Consider the following 22,451-nt stretch of genomic DNA (forward strand, 5'->3'; position numbering starts at 1 on the left):
GATTACCCGGAGGCGGCCGCCCTGCTGGCATCTTTCGTTGGGCAACTCAAAGGTAAATGGAAGCTGGCTGTATTTGACCAGATTTCGGAACAGGATGACAGCTTCGAACTGCTTTCAAAGGAGTTTCAAAATCAAGGGCTGTCATTCCGTGTGGAGCCGGCCGACAAATGCCCGGCGATGACTCTGGAGGACCCGGAAGCGGCCAGGAAAATGTATTACAAGCGAAATATCACCAGTTATGTGAACTGGCTCAAAAAAGAGGGGGATTTTAGATACAATATATATACCGACCGTGATGAGGCGCTTTCCCGTCTTGATGACCTCTTTAACCAGCATATCAAGCGCTGGGAGGGGACTCCCACGCCGAGTTATTTTCGCAATCCGTCAATGACGGAATTCTATCGGCGGGTGGTGGAAAAGATGCATCCCTGCGGCTGGATTCATTTTTCCAGCCTGACGCTGGACAGCCATTTCCTGGCGCTGTATATTAGTCTGGAGTACGGGAATAAATTGTATTTTTATAAGACCTGTTTTAATCTGGATTACGCTAAGAAATCGCCCGGGCAGGTAATTCTGAGATATCATCTTGATTATGCCCTATCCCGAGGGATTGTGGAACTGGATTTTGCCCGCGGGGATGAAGGGTACAAAGACCGCTTTGCCAATCGGGTGCGACAGAGTCGCCGCCTTATAATTTACCCGGGCGGCTGGCGTCAGAAAGCGGCGCAGGTCTTCTATGATTTTAGATATTCGAAATTGGTCGATATATTATATCGTAACAGATACGCGCAGCAATTGAAAGACTGGGTGCTCGCGAAAAGGCGAAAACGGTAGCAGGCTACGGCAGGTTTACCAAATATGCGGAAGATAATAAATTTCCTTTCGACCTTGAGGAAATTCAAGCGCGACCTGGAAGGGCGGCGTTTTCTCTACACGCAGGCTATTCTGGCATGGATTCCGAGTTTTATCGGTTATACCATTCGCGGAAGATTCTACCGCAAGTGGATCAAGTCGGTCGGTCCCAATACTCTCTTTCTGGAGCGGCTCTATATTAGGAATCCTCAGCTCATGACCATCGGCTCCAATTGCTCCATGGGGATTGACTGCGCCATTCAGGCGGCCGGCGGACTTACTATCGGCAACTATGTCATTCTCGGTCCCGGAGTGAAAATCTGGACCTCCAACCATATCTACGCCGACCCCAATGTTCCCATATACGATCAAGGGTCGGAATTCAAACCGGTGGTTATCGAAGATGATACCTGGATAGGCGCCAATGCCTTCATTATGCCGGGAACACATCTGGGAAAAGGTTGTGTGGTTGCCGCCGGGGCGATTGTCAGCGGTCGAAGGTACAAAGATTTTTCCATTCTGGCTGGCAATCCGGCACGGGTTATCGGTTTCCGCGGGCAGCAAAACAAGCCGGAGACGTCCGCTCCCGAGAAAGAATCTTAAATGGACGGCAGCATCAAGGTCTCGGTTGTCATCGGGACTTACAATCATGGCCGCTACATTGCCGACTGCATTCAAAGCGTCCTGGCTCAGACTTTCAAACAGTTTGAGATAATTGTTATTGATGACGGCTCTACCGACAATACCGCGGAGGTGGTCCATCCTTACCTCGATAAGATAACTTACATTCACCAGAAAAACAGCGGCCGGGCGGCATCGCGCAATGCCGGAATTCGCCAGGCTCGTTACGACTGGGTCGCCTTTTTGGATGCCGATGACCTCTGGACGGAAAATAAGTTGGAAAAGCAGGTAGCCGCGGTGACAGCGCATCCCGAGATTGACCTTCTTGTAACCAATGCCTGTTGGTTCAATGAGACCGGGATTGTCAAAGCCGACTATTTTAAGACCATGAATATGATGCCTCTCCAGAAACAGATAAGAGAAGGCTCGCTAATAATATTTGAAGAAAGGCTCTATCCTCTCTTCATCGATGAAAATTTTGTCAACCTCTCCAGTGTGTTGGTGAAGAAAGAATGCCTCTTCAGGGAAGGACTCTTTGATGAGGCTCTGCCACGGGCACAGGATAGAGACCTTTGGCTGCGGATGTCGCGCCACTGCAAATTTGCCGCGATAGACGAAATATTGACGCGCAGCCGTCAGCATACCCTCTCGGATGGTCCCAAGACTATCGTGCCGTACCTCAGCCGGGTGACATTGTTTGAAAAGGCTTACCGCGGAAATGGAGAATTTGAAAACAGATATCGGCGCGAACTGGCTTTACGGGTAGGACGCTGTCACTTTGACCTGGGGCATTTCTATTTCTTCCGCGAAAATGACTTTCCCAAAGCGCGACAGGAATTCCGTCTCAGTTATAAGCACGGCTATCGTCCGGCAGTGCTTCCGCTGTATATTACGGCCACATATTTCCCCAAAGGGATGATAATTGGCTTGCGCCGATTCAAGAACCGGTTCAGATAGAGTCACTCGAACAGAGCCGATATCCGCGACTTCTGTTAAATCTCTAAGGGGAAGTTATCTATAATATTGCCATCAGATTGCAGATGCTTGCCGCCAAAGCTGAAATGCCGTCCCTGCAGAAAACCGACCTGACGCTTACCGTCCCTGTCAATATGGTCGATTGCAAGCAAAGCGTCGGTTTCAAACAGTCCGATTTTCCGCCTCACTCCGCTGGCATTAAAACCGATATGCAGTTCCGATTCTCCCCGGCTGAGTTTAATCAGAAAGGAAAGCGGCGCCGGACTGTCCCCCGGCTCAAAATCCTGGCACTGGATTTCAAAGGGCTTGTCCTGACTGGAATAAGACTGCATCGAAATCACGGTCAATAGGGAGAAATTATCTGCAATCTTGCTCTGGGCGCGAATTGTCTGCGCCGGAATTTTGGTATTGTAAAACGGCGATAGCCAGTCGTCATCGATACGCAGAGAATATTCGGCGCCGGAAGGGGAATAGAAGGCCACATGGTGCTCCCTGTCTGAAACTTTGACCCTCACGGTATTACCGTCCAGGGAAGCGCGCCGACCTGCCCCCAGATGGTATGAGCAGAGCCATTGATGAAGTGTCGGCGCGATTACTATATCATAGATGGCGATTATGTCAGGAAGATATCCGATAATATACCGCTCCTGGGTATGCTGAACCTCATCGGAACGGCTCTTAAAATTGGTTAGTTTCGCGCCAAGAAGCAGAAGCGGTCCATGGGAGTGATTGCTCAGGACTGTCATTTCCGGAGGGCGGGAATTCCAGGCTTCATACCCTCCGAAATCGTCGCCATCTGGCGAAATAGTATTATGGCTGACACTGCTTCTAAAATACCGTCGCCAGTTGCGGCTGTTGATTTCTTTGAACCGGGGATGAATAGAGTGATATATCAATTTCTTAAACGCGTTGAATTTTTTGGTGCCTTTGAAAAAGGGAATCGGATTGCGGAAAATAGGGGCATAGGTAAAACGTCCCGGGTCAATCAGAAAGGGGCCTTCGGAGGTGGTTATCAAAAACTGAAGTTCATCAGCATGAGAATGCCAATATCTTCTTTCGGGAGGACGAGCCGCATAATCAAATAAAAGATACCCGTCTTTATTGTCATCGGTCTTCCACCGTCTAATAATCCAGCCGGTTGCCGGCAGTGTGATAAGTGAGCGCTCGGTGTTCGCTTTCGCATCAATCTTTTTAATGTCGCCCAATATTGCGTTACGGAAGTTGATAATGTATTCAAGATCGAAAGCGTCCGAATCGCCGATTTGAGGAATTTTCCCCTGCGGGTCTGCCATAGAAATCAGAACATCTATCATCTTCTCGGTCAGCGCCTGAAGGTCCCGGTCCACGACGATATCATTGACCTTTAGAATGGCGATATAATCAAGCAGCGTCAATATAACCTCGCCATGATACATCGGGCATTTTTCAATGAGCATGCCGTCTGACAAAATTTCGGTAACGGAAATCTCTTTTAGCCGCTCTAATCCCTTTGTATGCCACCGTTCGGTATCGCTCAGGTTTGCCAGATAATCGGCCGCAGTGAGCAGGGAAGTAACAATGAAGAACTCCCAGTTGCCAACTTTCTGCCCCAGACCGTCGCAAAGAAAATCGGCATCCTCCAGTATTAGAGAAAAAAGGAGTATGACTGCCTCATCGGGAAACTCCTTGTGCTCTTTAATTAAGTCAAATGCTTTGACAAGATTGAACAGACGAACGGCGGCATCAAGGCGGTTGGTCTTATTACTGCGTAGCAGTTTCTTCCGAGAGTCAGCAAAACTGGCTAAATGGTCGGTCAAGAATTCGAGGTATTCAGGATTATTGTTCAGGCAGAAGCCGGCCGCCAGGTCGAAGATATGGAAAAACCGCATCAGCGAGTGACGCCATTCATCATCCCCGTTAGGCACATTAAGCCAGTTTATTTTCTTGCCTACTTTTTCAGGCTGGACGGAGGTTTCCATATGCCAGGGATGCCAGAATATTATTTCACCGCGGCAAATCAGGTCTGCGGACTTGACAATTTCGGTCGCTTCAGGAAAGCGGGCTTTAAATATCGCGGAATGCGCTCCTTCGGGCTGCCAGTACAGCTTGCCGGGGTTGCGAAGATGCTGCGCCAGCGAGGTTAAATCACTTTGTTCAGCCGGTCCCTTTTTCAATCTACGAGTAATACTTGACAGGGCACTCTGCAGGGTGGCGTCGTTTATGGGGGAAATCTTCATAATCAATCATATGATATCGAAACGGCGTATTGGAGTCAAGAAAATGAAATCGCCACAGCTATATTCGTTGACCGGCCGACTGGAAAAATAGAGAGGTACATCCGATAAATTAATATAATGACTATCCGCCCGCAAAATCTTATCATTGCCTTGCTGTCAGAGTTAATTTAAGGAAATCGAATGTCCGGGAATGATGTTAAAGACAGGTCAAACCGCAAAATCAATATCCTCTTCATTATCGATGAGATTCCGGGCGCTTATGGGGGGACCGAAGGGCAGTTGTTCATGCTTGTCAAGAATCTCGACCGCAGCCGATTCAACCCTCATTTCGCCGCCCTGGCCGATACCCCCTGGATACACGAGGGACATCTGGAGGCACCGGTGGCAGTATTCCCTGCGAAGCGACTTCTCAGCCCGGGAACATTGCGACAGATGTTGCGCTTCCGCAAATACTGCCGTCAGAATGAAATAGAAATTATCCAGACCTATTTCAATGATGCCTACATTTTTGCGGCTCTGGCAGGGAGACTGGCCGGAATTAAGAATATAGTCGCGGGAAGGCGGAATCTCGGACCGGGCTTCTGGAATGAAAAGAATCTCCTCCGCGTCTTTCGCCTGCTGCGGCATATTACCAGATTATATATCGCCAATAGTGAAGCCACCAAAGACTCAATTGTCAATTACGAGCAAATCGAACCTGATAAGGTTGAGGTAATATATAACGGTTTGGACTTGAGCCGTTTTCCCCCGGTAACGGACTTCTCAAGAAAGGCGGCGCGAAAACTCTTGAAGGTTGGTGATTCCGACCTTCTGGTCGGAATGGTGGCGCATCTTCGTCCTGAAAAAAATATCGAGTTTTTCATCGATGCCGCCGCTGTCATCGCCGCCAAATATCCGGCTGCCCGTTTTGTCGTCATTGGCGAGGGACCTCTGGAGGACTCCCTGAAAGAAAGAATTCGGGTGAAAAACATATCCGAGGTTTTCAGGTTGACCGGTTCAGTGCCCGATATTGCGCCATACCTTCCGGCGTTTGATATAGCCTGCCTGACCTCAGGCGGCGAAAGTTTTTCCAACGCTATTATTGAGTATCAGGCATTGGGACTTCCTGTAATCGCCACCGCCGTCGGCGGCAATATCGAGGCGGTCGGTGACAGCGGCAAGCTGTTCCCTGCCGGAGATATCAAGGCTTTCGTTAAATCGCTGGCGGAACTGCTCGAATCGGAGCCTCTTCGCAAAGAACTGGGGAATAAAGGGAGAGCGCTGGCGACGGAAAGATACGGCGTTGAAAAGATGGTGCGTCAGCATGAAGAGCTCTACTCTCGGATAAAAAATGGTTGAGAAAGAAAATGACTCCCGGATACTGAAATGGCGCGGACAGAAATAAGAATTATCTCCAATATTATCGGCCTGGATGGGGCATCGGGAAAAGGTTTGAAAGTTAAACTGATTCCCTATCCCAAGGAAGATATAGGAGTCTTCAGTATTTTTCGACTTTTCTTGAAATCTTTTTCCTGCGACTATATCATTCTGAATTTCAATTCCTTCGACTTTTTTGTTCTGGCCTTCTTCAAACTGATTTTCTTTTTTAACCGCTGTCGTCTGGTGACTCTTGACCTCTTTCTGCTGCAACCGGAAAATCTCAAAGAAAAAATTAATCGACTAATAAAGATTCTGCTTTTGAGACGGGCGTATCGCTTTCTGGTTTACAGCAGGAATAATAAAGGGTACGAAATTCATTACCGTATCCCGGGCGAGAAATTTGTCTATGTACCCTACAAGGTCAATGCCCTAAATCTTATTCAAAAGACCGCCACGGCGGATGCGGGGTACATTTTCTGCGGGGGAAAGTCCCGCCGCGATTTTAACGCCTTATTTGATGCGGTCAGAGAGAACCGACTGCCGGTCAAAATCGTAACGGTGGACAACCGTGAACTGCAGCGGCACGGCTCCTTTCTCGATGAAAAAGCGGCCCCCGAGAATGTGGAAATAGTCCGTCACGACGGCAGCGTCGGGAGATTTGTGGAAATAATGGCCAATTCACGAATGGTGGTGATTCCAATAAAGAAAGATATCATCACTCAGGCCGGCATTGCGGTCTATCTGATGGCAATGGCGCTGAAAAAATGCGTTATAATATCATCGGGCCCCGGGGTGGATGACGTGCTGCCGGAAGGCGCCGCGGTGATTGTGCCTCCCGGCAATGTTGCGGCGCTGCGCCAGGCAATGGAACGGATTTATCAGGACCAGGCCGAAAGAGAACGGGTCACCCGCGCCGGATACGACTACGCCATGAGTCTGAAAGGAATTATTTCCATGCAGGAGGCTATTGAGAATTTTATATATGATGATTATATCGCCTTGAGAAGGCTCCGCTTGCCTCAAAATTCTTAAAGCAGAGAATATTCAATGAAATTGAAAATGATGTTCCGGGTCCTCACCACGCAGATTCGCTTCAGCATCGCCGCCAGCGAACTCTTCAGCTTTCTTCTAATGACTTTGGCATTGACATTATTGCCTTTTTCCAGAACGCAAGCGATGGGACTGCTGATGCGGTCACACCGCAATACCCGCAAGCTGAGAAGGCAGCTTTTTATCGAGAGCATCTATAAAAAATTCCATCTCAATTCGCTGGAGGTCGTCACCAGACTCTTCCCCAAGAGAATATATGTTGACCGGATATATGAAAGACGGGTTTTCAAACTGAAAGAGCCCCGGGGTAAGGAAAAAGGGGTGCTGTTAATGAAATACAGTGATACCGCCGCCAAAGTAATGCTCCGATACGACCTCAATAAAATCATGCAGGATTATTACCTCGTGATTGAGCCGAGTTTTTCCGGGTATTGCACAGCCGAGGTGTTGAGTCTTATGGAGCTGAAAGGAACTAAATCGTTAATACAATGCCCGCATAAAACGGACTATGACTTTATCATGAGAGCCGGCCGCAGCCTGGTGCCGGTTGAGACCGGTTCCAACAGTTGGGTCGATGACCGCGTTTTTACAGACTTGAGCCTTCCCAAGGAATATGACTGCATAATGGTGGCATTATGGGGGGATATTAAGCGGCATTACCTTCTCTTTGAGGCTATGGAAAAAATTAACGACCCCGGCTATCGCGTCTGTCTTATCGGTGGACCTTGGGGTCGCCTGCAAAAAGATATTGAAGAATTGGCCGAATATTATGGCGTTCGCGATAGGATTGACTTCTTTGAGAAACTGCCGCCGGTTGAAGTCAACCGCCTGTTGAATAAGTCGAAAGTCAATGCCTTATTGAGTCTGAAGGAAGGGGCTAATAAGGCTATTGTTGAAGGTTTTTTTGCCAATGTGCCGGCGCTGGCGATGGAAGAAAATCTCGCCATCGGGACCTCTTATATCAACGAATTTACGGGGCGCCTGACCAGCCGGGAAAAGCTGGCTGAGACATTGCTCTGGTTTCGCGATAATTACAGGAGCTTTCAACCCCGTAAATGGGCGTTGGACAATATCGCTCCGAAAATATCCACGGCAAAAATCGAGGAGACACTAAAAGCAATAGCGGCCGAGCGGGGTGAGCCCTGGACCCGGTCATTGGTAGCAAAAGTCAATCGCCCCGAGTGTGAATACTACCACCCGGAGGAGGCGCTTTCGCCCTTGGATTTGAGCCTGTACAGCAAGCAATAAAGGAGTCGGAGAAACTACAACAAAGCCGTTCATAAAATGAACAAATCGGGGATTTCGCACATTTTTTCAGGGAATGAAGATAACGTAATAATAAGCAAGAGATTGACACTTATCGACTTAGGAAATTGCTGCAATGACTGCGGGACGGCACGTTTTTTGAAATAATACTTGTGTGATGTACTATAATTTTTTCATATTGTTGGCAAGCTCGTTATTAACAGCCGTATCTTTTTGGTGCGGCAGATTGGTCATATCTTCGTCTTGTCGTTGTGCGGAAAAACAGAACCATTTTAGTTGCCAAATAATTTACCGATTAAGATGAGATGAAGGGTATAAAGAGGAACGGGAGTCTCTTTCTTGATTTCCCGGCAAGTTGATCTTTGAATCGAATAAGGAGGTAGGATGCACAGCCCGATTAATAGATTGTCCCGGTGGAAAGCGGGCAGAATGACTGCCGGTCTGTCAATGCTGGCGCTTGTTATACTGATGGTTTCCCCGGCCAATGCGGGAATACGATATATTACATCATTGCCGGATACTATCACCACGGCCGACAACTTTGATACGATCATTGTCAATGTGGATAACCTCTCGGCCGACCGGGATGCGATTGTTTTCGGTTCCAACGTGCACGATGTAGTTCTGGACCTGAATAACAAGAGGGTCAATTTCGGCGTAATCTACACCGGCACCACCGGCACGTCACCGATGCAAGGACCGATCGGGCTAAATCTGCGTGCCACCGGCATTTATAATATTCTGGTCAAGAACGGTTTCGTTATTCATAATGCGCCGGATACGGTTAAAAACACCCCTTCATTGCATACCTGGGCTGCCGCGGTGCGGCATGGTTCCGGCGGACGAAATATCACCTATGACAATGTCTATTTCCGGGTATTTGGTCGCAATAGTAAGATTCTTTATGATGGCGCCAACACTTACAATATCCTTTTCAATAACTGCAAATTTGACGACAGCATGCGTTCCTTTGGCGACCGCCAGTACTGGGTTGATAACGCGATGATTGTCTCTGCCTCGCACAATGTTATTGACCCATCCTGGACCGACTTTGATTATCATATCGCCATCAGGAACTGCTCCACAATTTGCGCCCACTGGACCGCTTTCTATATTAATGGTTCACATACGGTCGCGGACATTTTTAACAACTACATCGTGGTTGATGGCCGCAATGATTTGGGCAGCAGTTTTCCAACGTCCGCGGCGCAACGATACGCCATCTCGGTCCGTGGCGACCCGGGAGCGATTCGTGTCAAAATCCGCAACAATAGGATTCGGAGTGGCACCGATTTTCTTGGCGGTCGCGGGATTTTTATTTCCGAAGTTGACGGTATGAATCTCCGCCATCCCGACAGCTGCCTTTATATCTATGGCAACGACATGATTGTGCACCAGGGGTACGACGGCGAAGAGGCAACGGTTAACGGCATCCTGATTCGTCAGGCAAACTGGTCTAATATCTGGGTGGATAGTAATACTATTGTCTGTATCGGTGATACGGTTCGCAATACCTCGGCTATCGATATCGGACCTATGTCCGGTTTTCGGCTGACCGGTCCCGGCAGCGACCTGATAATCGAGCGCAACCATGTCAAAATGTACTATACCACCGGTTTTATTCCCCATTATGGAACCAGCAACGCCCATGGCGCCTGTATCATGTTTGATGAATTTCATATGAATCTGCCGAATATCGTTATTCGCAACAACATCTTTGAATCGGAAAGTGTGGCGATACGCTGGGGATTTTTCAACGGACATGGCGGCAATGTTACAATGGACAATTGCACTTATCGGGCATATACCGGAGGCCGAAATCTCAACGACAACTACACTTTCTATGTCGGTTACGGCGCCGGGGCAACGCACCATGCGTACAACAACGTGATTCGCAACGGCAATTTCGAAGGTAATATGTACGACACATCCATTTTCATGGATGATAATGAACCTGATTCCCTGAGCATCGGACTGCGCGTCACTCTGCAGGTCAATGTCATCGGCAATAACGGCAAGCCGGTGACCAACGCCGATGTCTGGGTCACTAATAACTACAACGCCGTGGTGGCTCAGGGCTCCACTGGCGGCAGCGGCCGCCTGGTCTCCGATGTCACCTACTGGTGGGAGTGCAACGCCGCCGTAGGAGCAGCTGATTCCACCAATTTCAATCCTTTCCGGATAAAGGCGAAAAAAGGAACCGACAGCACCTTGACAAATTATCAGGTGCGGTGGAATGCCAAATCGGTCAATATCACCCTTCAAAATACGGCGGGAAGTGACGTCGCCGATTCTGTCGCCCCCGGTCGGATCAATAACCTCGGCGCCGCGCCGGGATTCAATGCCGGCGAGGTCTTCCTCAGCTGGACCGCTCCCGGCGATGATGGCTATATCGGCACGGCCGACCAGTATGATTTGCGCTACTCGTCATCGGCAATCTCCGACGGCAATTGGGCAAGCGCCACTCCCTTTACCGGGGAGCCAGTGCCGATGTCGGCCGGTGTCTCGCAGTCGGTGCTGATGAGCGGCTTGACGCCGGGACAGACATATTACTTCGCCATCAAGAGCCTCGATGAAATCGGCAATACCTCGGTATTGTCTAATGTCCCTTCGGCGAGAGCCCAGGACAGTATTTCGCTCGGGGAAGATGACTTTCAGGCAGTCCTGGTAAGTCCCGTGAGCCACGCCGTTGTGAACACGACGAAACCGACTCTGATGGTTCGCAATCTTGAGATTCCAGGGGATGTGAATTTCTTCTTTGAAGTAGCAACCGATTCTTTTTTCCTGTCAACCGCCGTGCTTTCGCCGGCGGTTCCTCAGGATGCGGCGAAAGCCTCGACGGCTTGGAAGATAGATTCTTCACTGGCGGCAAATACCACCTACTACTGGCGAGTTAAAGCGAATGATTACAGTTACAGCGATGTGGCATCCTTCACCATCGAGCCGGCGGTGCATGCCTACCCCAACCCATTCAAACCGTCGCGCGGGCAGATGGCGACCTTCACCGAAATCCCGGAAAGCTCCAGTCTTATGATAATGTCGGTGTCCGGCGCTATTATTCGTCAGTTCACTAATATTATCGGGGGGGAAGTAACCTGGGACGGGAAAAATTCTGACGGAAATCCGGTTGCCTCCGGCTCCTATTTATGGCAGATTGAGGGAACCGATATGCGAGGAAAGATTCTGTTAATTCGATAAATTTAAAGGGATGCCCCTGTCATTGCGGCGGGCATCTCAATGAAAAGCACTTAAACAGCGCCAATGAAGTCCCAATATTTTCTGGTCATCGGAATCCTGATTGTCGGAGGTTTTTTCGGCAATCTGCTCCGTTTCAGCGCCAATATGCCGGAGCGGGGACCGGACTTCAATCTGATACCAAACGAAGTCGGCGGTTACTGGGGAGAGGAAAAATTCTTCACCGAAGAAGTCTATGAAATCCTGAACGCCGACACCACCACTTATCGGGATTTTGTCTCCAGTACAGGGGCGCGCGCCGGGCTATTCATCGCCTATTTCAAATCTCAGCGCTTTGGCGGTTCGGTCCATTCTCCCAAGCACTGCCTGCCGGGTGGGGGGTGGCGAATCGAGAAGATTTCGCCGTTGGAAGTGGAACTGCCGGGACGCCCGTCAATGGTAATAAATAATATGCTTATCGCCAGCAAATCCCACAGCTCGGTTGTGCTGTACTGGTATCAGAGTCGTATGGGAATCTTCCGCAATGAATATATGCTTCTGCTCGACCGCGCTAGGAACTCGCTTTTGCTGCGGCCCAACGACATTGCCATTGTTCGCCTGACCGTGGATGCTCCCGACGGCGATATTGATGCCGCTGCCAGGCGTGGGGTGGCGCTCCTGAAGGAACTTCACCCGTACCTTCAACAAGCCCTCCCCTTTGGGTCCTCCGGCGCCTGACCCTCCGAATTATTCGCAAATATCAAAACCAATTTTGTCCGGGTAGGCAACACGGCCGGTCTGTCCCTTTTATTGTGGACATTGGCGGCGAATTATATATCTTAAACCAGCATTGATATTTTGGAGCTCTATGCCGGCGCTGGTCGCAAAAGTATTCAGAGGGGACAGGGAAGAGTCGGTTCATTATGGCTCTGTCGCTGTGGTCAACAGAAAAGGGGAATTGACCCATTATGTCGGCGACCCTGATTTCTTCACCTTTGTCCGTTCTTCCGCCAAGCCGTTCCAAGTACTGCCGCTTATTCTAACCGGGGCGGCAGACCACTTCGGGTTCAATCCCAAACAGCTGTCGATAATGTGCGGCTCCCATGCCGGCACCGACCACCACCGCGTAGTAGTTCTGGCCAATCTGGATAGAATCGATGTTTCACCGGACCGCCTCAAATGTGGGGTACATCTGCCGCTTTTTATGCAGATGAACGGGGAGTACCCCCAAAACAGTGAGCATCTTGACCCGCTGCGGCATAACTGCTCGGGGAAACATTCCGGATTCCTGGCGCTGACAAAATTTCTGGGCAAGAATATCGAAGATTATCTGGAAGTCCGCTCCGAGGCGCAATCAATGGTTTTGGAGACAGCGGCTAAGATGTACGGCGTTGACAAGAGTCAGGTCCTGATAGGGATTGACGGCTGTTCGGCGCCTAATTTTGGACTGCCGCTGCGTCACACCGCGGTTGCGTTCAACAAACTTGCGGCTGCCGACGGCGGCGACACGGATATCAATGCCGGACTGAAGCTGGTGAAAGCGGCAATGACCGAATTTCCGGAGATTTTCTCTGGTGAAGGACGGTTTGACCTGGCGCTGATGCGGACGTTTTCGGGCAATGTCATTTGCAAAGGGGGTGCAGAGGCGATTCAGGGAATCGGCTTCGCCGAGCCGGCTATTGGCATCGCGGTCAAGATAGAAGATGGCAATCCGCGGGCGTTATATACGGTTTGCATCGAAGTGCTAAAGCAGCTGGGATTGCTAAAGGTCGAACAAGCGCCGCAACTTCAGCCTTTCTACAATCCTGAAATCAGAAATTATCGGAAAATCCTTACGGGGAGAATCGTAGCGGATTTTGCGCTGGTGAAAACGCCAGCGAGCAGCAGATAAAGTCATTCGACAGTTTAGAATAGAGTCTTTCTGGGAACTATAGGAGACAATGATGGATAGATTCAAACATCCGGCGGAGCCTTTCCGAATCAAGGCGGTGGAGCCAATAGCGCTTCTGCCGCGCGAAAAACGGGAAGAGGTGCTGCAAGCGGCGAAATATAATATCTTCAAAGTCAAGGCACAGGATATCTATATCGACCTCCTGACCGATTCCGGCACCGGGGCAATGTCGAATCAGCAATGGGCGGCGCTTATGATGGGGGACGAGTCGTATGCCGGCGCCCGCTCTTTCTACCGATTCGAAGCCATTGTTCGGGAAATTACCGGAAAGAAACATATTATTCCAACTCATCAGGGAAGAGTCGCGGAGAATGTTCTGTTCACCTCTATTCTGAAGAAAGGGGATTATATCCCCAACAATACCCATTTTGATACTACCCGCGCCAACGTAGCGCACAAAGGGGGGATCCCGATTGACTTCCCCTGTCCCGAAGCCTCCAGTGATGAAGAACTCCCTTTCAAAGGGAATATGGACACATTGAGATTGAGAAGATTTATTGAAGAGAAAGGCGCCAGCAGAATTCCGGCAGTCTTTATGACCGTCACCAACAATTCCATGGGGGGACAGCCGGTTTCGATATCTAATATCAGGGAGACCGCGGCCCTCTGCAAAGAGCACGGCATACTCTTCTTTTTTGACTGCGCCCGCTATGCGGAGAACTGCTATTTCATTAAGCAATATGAGCCGGGATTCCAGAATAAAAGCATAAAAGAGATTGCCCAGGAGCTTTTTTCGTACGCCGATGGCGCCCTGATGTCGGCCAAAAAGGATGGTCTGGCAAATATGGGGGGATTCGCCGCCTTGAATGACGATGATTTAGCCCGCAGAATTATCGAACTGCTGATTATTATCGAGGGCTTCCCAACTTATGGTGGAATGTCAGGGCGCGATATCGATGCCGTTGCCGTCGGGATGGAGGAGGCGCTGAACGAGGACTACCTTGAATATCGCATCGGACAGATTGCATACTTTGGAAAGACTCTGGAAAAGGCGGGAGCGCCGATTATCAAACCTACCGGCGGACATGCCATATTTATTGATGCCGCTCGATTCCTGCCGCATATTCAGCACCGTCAGTTTCCCGGGCAGGCTCTTACCGTGGAGCTGTACCGTGAGGGAGGAATACGGGCGGTCGAAATCGGCTCTTTGATGTTCGGGGGATACGACCCAAATACGGGCGAAGAAATTCATGCGGCGCGGGAACTTGTCAGATTGGCGGTACCGCGAAGGGTTTATACCGCATCCCACCTCGACTACGTGGCGGATATTGTCGCCAAGATTTCCTCCCGCAAAGACCAATTGTGCGGTTTCAAAATTACTCGACAGGCGACATATTTGAGACATTTCACCGTGGAGCTGGAAGAAATAACCCCCAAGGGAGTCTCCGTGAAATAGTCAGAGCGGCCAAGGTGCAATCTCTGCGTCTGTCTGGCCAGAACTAATAATATGCAGAATTTTGCCGACCTGATGGGTGTCTGGACTGAGACGGCGTTTAAGGAAGACTGCTAAGTCGTTGAAAAATATGCCTATTGAGCAATTGGTTCTGCTGGTAAGTGATTCTGGCGAATTATTTGCGTAATCAAACCGATAAAGTCAGTGTCATATATACAATAGCTGACTTGACTTATCTTGGGAACCTTATATATTGACTGAGATTATATAAGTTAAGAGAAGGAGAAAATCTATCGATTAATCGGTTAAAGGACTATTGTTTTTTGAAAATGAGGAAAAGTTAGATACTTCTTCGGCCCTCTAACCGAAAATCGGCTTGTTAATCCTGCCGGGTTAAGGGCCGGGTTGAGTGACCCGGTTTCTTTATGACCCAGATTATTATCCTTCTTCTGTTCGCTTCTGTCTTAGTTTTCTCTTCTGTCACTTCGGAACCTCTCTCTGATTTCCAGCTGGTGTCATCAGGCAAAGACCTGATTAGTTTTAAACTTCACCTTTCCGAGCCGGATAAATATCTGCTCTTTGCGCCAGAGGTGGCGGGCGCAACTATGCTCCGCTCCGTGGTTATAGCGGTCCCCGCCGGCAAGCAGCCGATTTTGCTTTCAGCCAGCGGGTCTGACCCGATTCAGCCGTCCCCATCCGCCCCGGCGTTATATGATGCCGGCAAAGGTATCGTGGAGATTCTGCCGCCAATTCGCTCCCGCGGCTTCAACCTAGCCACCGTCAATATCTACCCCTTTCAGCAGGGTCAAATTTATCGAAGCATAGACGTGGCTATTTCTTTTCATCCGGACAATAAAGTTGCGTTAGATGACGAGTGGACCAGAATGAGCCCGACGTTTGAGAAAATCTGGGCGCAGACCGTGCTCAACTACGAACAGATGATTGCCTGGTCAAATGAGATGCCGCAGACCGCCGCCAAAATTGCCCAGAACCCTTTTGAGCCATCGGATACCTGGTATCGAATAGATATCAATCGCGAAGGGATTGTGCGGGTGACCGGTCAGAATCTTCAGGCTGCCGGATTATCTCTCGCCAACTTGCGCAGTGACGACCTGCGGCTGTTCAACGGCGGCGGTGAGCCGCTGCCGGTGCTGAATAATCGTCCCCGACCGACGTTTAGCGAGATATCGCTGCTAATCTTTGACGGCGGTGATGGGCTGTTCAATGCCGCTGATTACTTTCTGTTTTTTGCCGAAGGAGCCGACCGCTGGCGGTATCCTTCCGAATCCGCCCCCGTTTTTCTGGCAAACCCCTATACCGCTGAGAACTGCTATTGGCTCACAACCGCCGGGACTTTCAGCCAGCCTGCGGCAAGAATCGACAGTATTAACGGAAATCCGGATGCGACGCCGGACACTGTTGTTACTGAGGGAAAGTTCTTCCTCCGTTTTGAGCAGAACAAGATGCTAATGTATCAGAATGACACCAGAATCGCCGACTATTATACCTGGTACTGGAGTGACCAGGGCGCTTTCACTTTTTTTGCCTCGGTGCCTAACGCCATACTGAACCGGTCGGCAAAAGTTCGTATTGCCGCCAGAACGGCCGGCACAACCTTGATGGTAAATAATATTCTGGCACAGCAGACTTATGCCAGCCCGACTGAGTATACTTTCAACACCGACCGACTCTTTCCCGGGTTTAACCGTCTAGCCCTGGGGATGACCCCCAATTTTGATGCGCCGCCCTTTTTTGATTTCTGCGAGATATCGTACGACGGCAACCTCGCTCCTTCGGGTGATTTGCTTGACTTTGCCTTCGGCGATTCGCTTCGTCTGGCGGAGTTTCATATCGCCGACAATTTCAATTCTCCGCCGCTGATTTTCGACCTCAATAACCCCCAGGCGCCGCGTCTCATATTCGGCGCGCCCAGCGCCGCCGATACTCTCCGCTTTCAGTATGCGGTAGGGGAAAATTTTCTCAGTCGTTTCTACTTATGTCCACCGGGCAAAGCCATTCAGCCATTGAGAATTACGAAATACAATCGTCCCGACCTGATGAATACCGGTTCTCAGGCGGACCTTTTACTGATTGCGCCATCGGCTTTCCTGCCGGCATTGCAGGAGTACCGTCAGTATCGAGAGCAGAATTCCGGCATTACCATAAAGATGGTTGCCCTTCAAGAAATCTTAAACCAGTTTTCGTATGGTTTGAATGACCCTACCGCGATAAGAGATTTTCTCAAATTTGCCTATGAAAATTACCCCTCTCCGGCGCCCTCAGCGGTCCTCCTGGTCGGAGATGGCAATTACGATTTTGAGAACAATCTCTCCACCGCCACGGTCGATTTGCTGCCGCCCTATATTCATCCGTACGACTCTACCGCTTCCGACGACAACTATGTCTATTTTGGACTTTATGGCTTGCTCGATAGCGACACATCCTATTATCTGCCGGACCGGGGATATGATATGATGATTGCCCGATGGCCTGTCAAGTCGGTCTCGGAACTTAACATCATTATGAACAAAATCCGCCATTATGAGTCATCCTCCAATTTCGGTCCCTGGCGCGCGACCGTAACGCTTGTTGCCGATGATGAAATCGGCACCTACGATACTGAGTCCTTTCATACGCGGCAGACAGAAGAGCTTCAGAGATATCACTTGCCGCCCGCCTTTTACCGCAACAAAATTTATCTCTGGGATTACCCCTTCGATTCCAATCGCCAGAAGCCGCTGGTCAATGATGCCATCGTGCGCAGCATAAACAATGGCACCCTGGCGATAAACTACGCCGGGCACGGCAATCCCGATACCTGGGCGCACGAACGGGTATTTAACCGCAACACTGACCTGCCGCGGCTGCAAAACGCCGACCGGCTCACCCTGGTTTTTACCGCCTCCTGCTCCATTGGATTTTTTGATGACCCCACCCGCGAAGGCATGGCGGAAGATCTGCTTCGCTATCCCGCTGGTGGCGCCATTGCCACCGTTGCCGCCACCCGCCTGGTCTATGCCGGCGAAAACTCCGATTTTAATCAGCAGATTTTTGATGTCCTATTCGGCGGCGGAAATCTCTCTATCTGTGAAGCCTTCTTTGCCGGAAAGCTGATTCGCCAGTACAGTTCCGGATATCCTCGCCCTATCAGAAACGACCGCACCTACGCTTTCTTTGGCGACCCCTACCTGAAACTGGGTGTGCCGAAATATCAGATAAATTTTTCGTCGCTGCCCGACACTCTGATGGCGCTGCGGCGCCATGACATTTCCGGCGAAATTATCGACTCCCTGACCGGGAATAGGGTTGCGGTTGACGGGACAATTGATATCTTTGTCTATGATTCAGAAATCGAGAAAAGTTATAAAGTGGTCAACAGCTCCGGGCAAATTACTGATATCGTCAACTATGCCCTGGCCGGTTCAATGATTTACCGCGGCACCGCCGAGGTGACCGATGGCCGCTTCCAGTTCTCCTTTATTGCGCCGCTTGATATCGGTTATGGAGGGAGAGGAGCCAAAATTTCGGTGTATGGAGCTTTCCCCACATCTGATGCCTTTACTCTGGCCGATTCCCTTCCGGTCTCGCCCCATATTAACCCCGTGACTGACTCTGTCGGTCCCTCCATTGCCGTCAGATTCGGAGACAGGACAAATTTCGTTTCCGGAGATAAAATCCGCTCCGGTGAGCCCTTGGAGATAGAAATCGAGGACCAATCCGGTATTAATCTAATCGGAGGTTCGGGACACGGCATAATACTCACCGTCGATAATCAAATTGAAAATATGCGCGACCTGACCGAGTTGTTCCGGTATAATCCGGGCAGTTATACGGAGGGAACGATTGTTGCCGATATCGGCGCCCTGGCGGCCGGCCGACACGCTTTCAGTATCAAAGTATGGGATAACGCCAACAATTCCAGAGTGGAAGAATTTGAAGCGGAAGTGGTGGCGGCGGATAAAATGATGATTTCCGAACTGCTGAATCATCCCAACCCGATGTCAGATGAGACCCTTTTTAGTTTTAGTCTGACCGGCCCGGCGCGACAGGTGAGTCTTAAAATATTCACTCTTTCCGGGCGAAAGATAAAAGAGATAAGCCGCGATTATCTCAGAGCCGATTATCACGAATTTTATCGCTGGAATGGAACCGACAACCTTGGCGACCGTGTCGCCAACGGCGTCTATCTATATAAAGTTACCGCCGCCTCGGAGGCAACTGGCGAGGTGGTCGAAGCCGTGGGAAAAGTTGTTGTTAATTAATATATTTGGAGGTTTTCGATGCGAAAATCATTCGCCATCCTGATAATTTTGACCCTGACATTTGGAGTCGCCGCCGACAGTTACGGCAATGTCTCCAGCGCCGCAGTATTATTCTTGAGAATTGCGGCGGGAGCCCGCGCCGCCGGAATGGGTGAGGCTTTCGTTGCGGTAGCTGATGATGCGACGACTACGCATTGGAATCCGGCCGGACTGGGCACATACCCCCTTTCCAGCAAATGGTTCGAAATCAAAGTCCCGGAATATTTGCAGCCTATAAAGAAAATGGCTATTCTGAAGAATGAATCATTCAAAGAAGATTACAAGAGCTATGATATTTGGGCTCTCTCCAAGCTGGGGCTGGTCAAATTCAATTTCGAATTAGGCGAGAAACTTGCCGGCAACACGGCCTCTGCCTCAAGCAGATATGGGATGGGTGCGGCAATGTCGCAGACAAATGTCTATGAAGGCGCTCTGGTAAGCAGTCGTGATAAGATGACCCTGGGCGAGATAGTCGAGCCGAAAGCCGAACAGAATATAGAATCAGTCTTGAGGCAAAGCATGGGTCTGGCGGGAGAAATTGAACCCGAGAGACTGCAATATCTGATCGAGAAACTTGCCATCGCCAATAACCAGCGTCCCCGAGAATATCTGGACAGTCTGAAAGAACAGGTAATGTCGCGCCTTACCGAGGTAAATAAAGCCCGCGGCGATATAGACAGCGCTTTCTCCGAACTTCAGTCGGCTTACAACCAATGCCTGATTGACTGGAGTGGCCTGGATAAAGCGGCTGACCTGTCCCGCGATGGTCTTAAAGACTCGGTACTGAATGAATCGGAAGCCGACCGCATCCTCTTTGCGCTTCAGAAATCGAAGCGCAAAATTCTCCCATCAGAAATAATCGTACCGTACGAAATAAATTTCGAAGGCGCTATCAATGACATCGCCGCCGATGACGATTATCTCTGGGTCGCCGCGGAGTCGGGCTTGTATCGTCTCAAAGGACAGCGTTGGCAGAGATTGAGCGTGAGTGAAGGGCTGCCGACCAATAACATTCGGCAAGTCAAAATCTACGGCAAAAAAGCCTTTCTGGCCACCGATATCGGCCTGGTGGTTTATGAAGCCGGAGCCTTTACCTACTATAATCAGACTTTCGGTCTTCCCGAGAAGCCGATTCAGGCGATGACCGCCGGCGATAATAACAAAGCCTGGGTGATGATTGACGGCGACTTCTACTTCTTCAACGGAACATACTGGAAGAATTACTACGAGTATAATGATGTCCTCGGGGAAAGCGATTCTTCATTCTATGACCGGATGAAGATATTCGGGACACCCGAAGAGCGAGAAGCATATATTGTCAAATTTGTCGAGCGGAATATGCTCGGCGCGCCGGTGAAGATGCCGCCCCATGAAGGCGCCAAGACCGACTCCGCCGCCGCTGCCGATACGCTCAAAGCCGCGCCCAAGGAACAGCCGCCGGTCGGAAGAATGGTTCTGGTTCCTTTTACCGCCGGTATCAATTACCGTATCACCGATATGGAGGCAGACAGCAAGGGGAATGTCTGGATAGGTACTGAGTTTGGCTTGCTGCGCTTTGACGGGCGGGAATGGCGACGGTACGGTTACCGCCATTATATTCCCGAAAAGGATATGGCGGTAATAGACCTGGCTCTGGAAAGATTGAAAGGGGATACCCTTCGCGCCGAAAGATTAGCCGAGAATATCCGTCAGGTCAACCATCTGGCGAGCGACACCATTAAAGCGGGACAGAAAATTCAGCTATACGCCAATCCCGCCGGTTCTGAAATAAATCAGATTCGTCCCTTCGAAGGGAAAATATTTTTTGCCACCTCCAGCGGGACTATTGTCTATGACGGCGCCTGGTCGCGCTATAATGCGGAGGGGTTGGGGGCGCGCAGCACCAATTCCATTGCCGAACGGGGGAACAATATGTGGTTCGCAGCCGGCGACCGCGTTCTGATTAAAGCCGGCGGCAAGCGGGAGATTACCATGATGCATGTCAACTGGCTGCCGGAATTAGCCAGCGACATCTATTATGAATTCTTCTCCTATGTGCAGAGCGTCGAAGGGTGGGGGACAGTCGGCGGAAACGTAACTTTCCTCTCTTATGGAAATATCACCCGTACCGATGAAAGCGGGCGGGACCTGGGGGATTTCTCCGCCTTCGATATCGCCCTGACCCTCTCTTATGGTACCGCCCTGTCACCATCCTTGAGCGGCGGACTCTCGGCGCGGGTTATTTATTCGCACCTGTCGTCAATCGGAGCCGGCAAGGAAAAAGGAAGCGGCACCTCAACCGGACTTGCCCTGGACGTGGGATTGCTTTATAAACTGCATCCGCGGCTGAATCTGGGCGTCGCCGTTACCAACCTGGGACCGGATATCTCTTATATCGACGTCTCTCAGGCTGACCCTCTTCCGCGCAATCTGGCGGTAGGCTTCGCCTGGAAACTGCTGGAGTCATCATACAATCGCGCTTTGATTACTATCGAAGCGAATAAGTCTCTGGTCGGTATGAGTGACGGCTTCAGTGAGGAAGTTAAAGAAGTCGTGCTCAACGGCGGAGCCGAATACTGGTATGGCAGTTTCATCGCCTTCCGCGGCGGATATATCTATGACCAGGAAGGCGAAATAAAGACGCCGACTCTGGGATTTGGTCTGGCATATCGTCTTTTCCGCTTTGATTTCGCCTATATACCGTCCAATGACCAGGTCCCGCTGGCGAATACGATGAGATTTGCCTTGACTATCAATATGTAAAATCGCCACTATCGGAGCAGAGCATTGAAACTAAAACTCGAAATAGGATTTCTATCCGGTATCGTTCTTCTCTTGTTGGTGTCGCTTCCGGTTTCCGGCAGAGAGGGAAAACTGCTGGTCCCCTCCGGGCTGCAGAAACGGAATATCGATAAGAGTGACCAGAGAATAGTCCAGTCCGGATTTCATTCGCAGGCGTCGCCCAGGAATCTTCTCCAAAGGGAAAGGGACAATCCCTGGAGTCTTCCCAAATTGTCCGGCGCGCAGGCGGACATTGATACTCTCAGAATCCTTGCCCTCCGCTTTGATTTCGTCTATGAAATACCGGATGACCCCAATACTACCGGCCGGGGACGGTTCGACATGCGCGATACGTTGACCTTCCAGAATGAAGAAGGTCACATGATTGACCCCTCGCCGCACGGACGCGAATACTTCGAGAAACATCTTGAGGCGCTTGCCTATTATTACTTCTTCGTCTCCGAGGGGAAGCTAGTCCTGGAATGGGATGTTTACCCCCGGCAGAGCGACTCGGTGTACCATCTTCCGCAAAC

Annotated in this window: 14 protein-coding genes; 13 read left to right on the forward strand and 1 reads right to left on the reverse strand. The window is 50.3% G+C overall.

Going from position 1 to position 22,451, the window contains the following annotated elements; translation table 11 throughout:
• From AB1690_04375 to AB1690_04385, 3 genes are all read left to right on the forward strand, one after another.
• On the forward strand, window positions 1–834 hold an 834-nt coding region (locus AB1690_04375; GenBank protein MEW6014538.1), incomplete at its 5' end, for a GNAT family N-acetyltransferase.
• A gap of 24 nt (window positions 835–858) precedes the next feature.
• A complete protein-coding gene (locus AB1690_04380) occupies window positions 859–1,455 on the forward strand; it encodes an acyltransferase (protein ID MEW6014539.1) in 597 nt (198 codons plus the stop codon).
• Window positions 1,456–2,430, forward strand: a complete 975-nt coding sequence (locus AB1690_04385) for a glycosyltransferase (GenBank protein ID MEW6014540.1) — start codon at window positions 1,456–1,458, stop codon at window positions 2,428–2,430.
• A gap of 35 nt (window positions 2,431–2,465) precedes the next feature.
• Here the strand turns inward: AB1690_04385 and AB1690_04390 are convergent, their stop codons facing one another.
• A complete protein-coding gene (locus AB1690_04390; GenBank protein MEW6014541.1) occupies window positions 2,466–4,664 on the reverse strand; it encodes a heparinase II/III family protein in 2,199 nt (732 codons plus the stop codon).
• A 180-nt stretch (window positions 4,665–4,844) separates the two neighbouring features.
• On the opposite strand from AB1690_04390, the gene AB1690_04395 reads away from it, so the two are divergent.
• The 10 genes from AB1690_04395 to AB1690_04440 form a co-directional block, all read left to right on the forward strand.
• Window positions 4,845–6,002: a glycosyltransferase gene (locus AB1690_04395; protein ID MEW6014542.1), complete on the forward strand. Its 1,158-nt coding sequence runs from the start codon at window positions 4,845–4,847 to the stop codon at window positions 6,000–6,002.
• Between the two features lie 27 nt (window positions 6,003–6,029).
• A complete protein-coding gene (locus AB1690_04400; GenBank protein ID MEW6014543.1) occupies window positions 6,030–7,055 on the forward strand; it encodes a glycosyltransferase in 1,026 nt (341 codons plus the stop codon).
• Window positions 7,056–7,070: 15 nt separating this feature from the next.
• The gene (locus tag AB1690_04405) at window positions 7,071–8,321 is read left to right on the forward strand and encodes a glycosyltransferase (GenBank protein ID MEW6014544.1); all 1,251 of its coding nucleotides are present in this window, start codon (window positions 7,071–7,073) and stop codon (window positions 8,319–8,321) included.
• Window positions 8,322–8,723: 402 nt separating this feature from the next.
• Window positions 8,724–11,537 (forward strand): hypothetical protein, encoded by a 2,814-nt coding sequence (locus AB1690_04410; GenBank protein MEW6014545.1) that lies wholly within the window; start codon window positions 8,724–8,726, stop codon window positions 11,535–11,537.
• Between the two features lie 63 nt (window positions 11,538–11,600).
• Window positions 11,601–12,251 carry an exosortase C-terminal domain/associated protein EpsI gene (locus tag AB1690_04415; GenBank protein ID MEW6014546.1) on the forward strand — a complete coding sequence of 217 codons (651 nt, stop codon included), beginning with the start codon at window positions 11,601–11,603 and terminating at the stop codon, window positions 12,249–12,251.
• Window positions 12,252–12,381: 130 nt separating this feature from the next.
• Window positions 12,382–13,404 (forward strand): asparaginase, encoded by a 1,023-nt coding sequence (locus AB1690_04420; protein ID MEW6014547.1) that lies wholly within the window; start codon window positions 12,382–12,384, stop codon window positions 13,402–13,404.
• Window positions 13,405–13,453: 49 nt separating this feature from the next.
• Window positions 13,454–14,860: a tryptophanase gene (locus tag AB1690_04425; protein ID MEW6014548.1), complete on the forward strand. Its 1,407-nt coding sequence runs from the start codon at window positions 13,454–13,456 to the stop codon at window positions 14,858–14,860.
• 422 nt (window positions 14,861–15,282) lie between these two features.
• Window positions 15,283–19,119, forward strand: a complete 3,837-nt coding sequence (porU, locus tag AB1690_04430) for a type IX secretion system sortase PorU (protein ID MEW6014549.1) — start codon at window positions 15,283–15,285, stop codon at window positions 19,117–19,119.
• An 18-nt stretch (window positions 19,120–19,137) separates the two neighbouring features.
• The gene (locus AB1690_04435; protein MEW6014550.1) at window positions 19,138–21,900 is read left to right on the forward strand and encodes a PorV/PorQ family protein; all 2,763 of its coding nucleotides are present in this window, start codon (window positions 19,138–19,140) and stop codon (window positions 21,898–21,900) included.
• 24 nt (window positions 21,901–21,924) lie between these two features.
• Window positions 21,925–22,451: hypothetical protein (locus AB1690_04440; protein ID MEW6014551.1), on the forward strand; the 527-nt coding region annotated here is incomplete at its 3' end.

It is taken from the genome of Candidatus Zixiibacteriota bacterium, from assembly GCA_040753495.1.
Lineage (GTDB): Bacteria > Zixibacteria > MSB-5A5 > GN15 > PGXB01 > DYGG01.

Bases quoted from the DNA above. Each gene is read 5' to 3' on its own strand.
- AB1690_04380 (MEW6014539.1), top strand. From the start codon at position 859: ATGCGGAAGATAATAAATTTCCTTTCGACCTTGAGGAAATTCAAGCGC.
- AB1690_04385 (MEW6014540.1), top strand. From the start codon at position 1,456: ATGGACGGCAGCATCAAGGTCTCGGTTGTCATCGGGACTTACAATCAT.
- AB1690_04390 (MEW6014541.1), bottom strand. From the start codon at position 4,664: ATGAAGATTTCCCCCATAAACGACGCCACCCTGCAGAGTGCCCTGTCA.
- AB1690_04395 (MEW6014542.1), top strand. From the start codon at position 4,845: ATGTCCGGGAATGATGTTAAAGACAGGTCAAACCGCAAAATCAATATC.
- AB1690_04400 (MEW6014543.1), top strand. From the start codon at position 6,030: ATGGCGCGGACAGAAATAAGAATTATCTCCAATATTATCGGCCTGGAT.
- AB1690_04405 (MEW6014544.1), top strand. From the start codon at position 7,071: ATGAAATTGAAAATGATGTTCCGGGTCCTCACCACGCAGATTCGCTTC.
- AB1690_04410 (MEW6014545.1), top strand. From the start codon at position 8,724: ATGCACAGCCCGATTAATAGATTGTCCCGGTGGAAAGCGGGCAGAATG.
- AB1690_04415 (MEW6014546.1), top strand. From the start codon at position 11,601: ATGAAGTCCCAATATTTTCTGGTCATCGGAATCCTGATTGTCGGAGGT.
- AB1690_04420 (MEW6014547.1), top strand. From the start codon at position 12,382: ATGCCGGCGCTGGTCGCAAAAGTATTCAGAGGGGACAGGGAAGAGTCG.
- AB1690_04425 (MEW6014548.1), top strand. From the start codon at position 13,454: ATGATGGATAGATTCAAACATCCGGCGGAGCCTTTCCGAATCAAGGCG.
- porU (MEW6014549.1), top strand. From the start codon at position 15,283: ATGACCCAGATTATTATCCTTCTTCTGTTCGCTTCTGTCTTAGTTTTC.
- AB1690_04435 (MEW6014550.1), top strand. From the start codon at position 19,138: ATGCGAAAATCATTCGCCATCCTGATAATTTTGACCCTGACATTTGGA.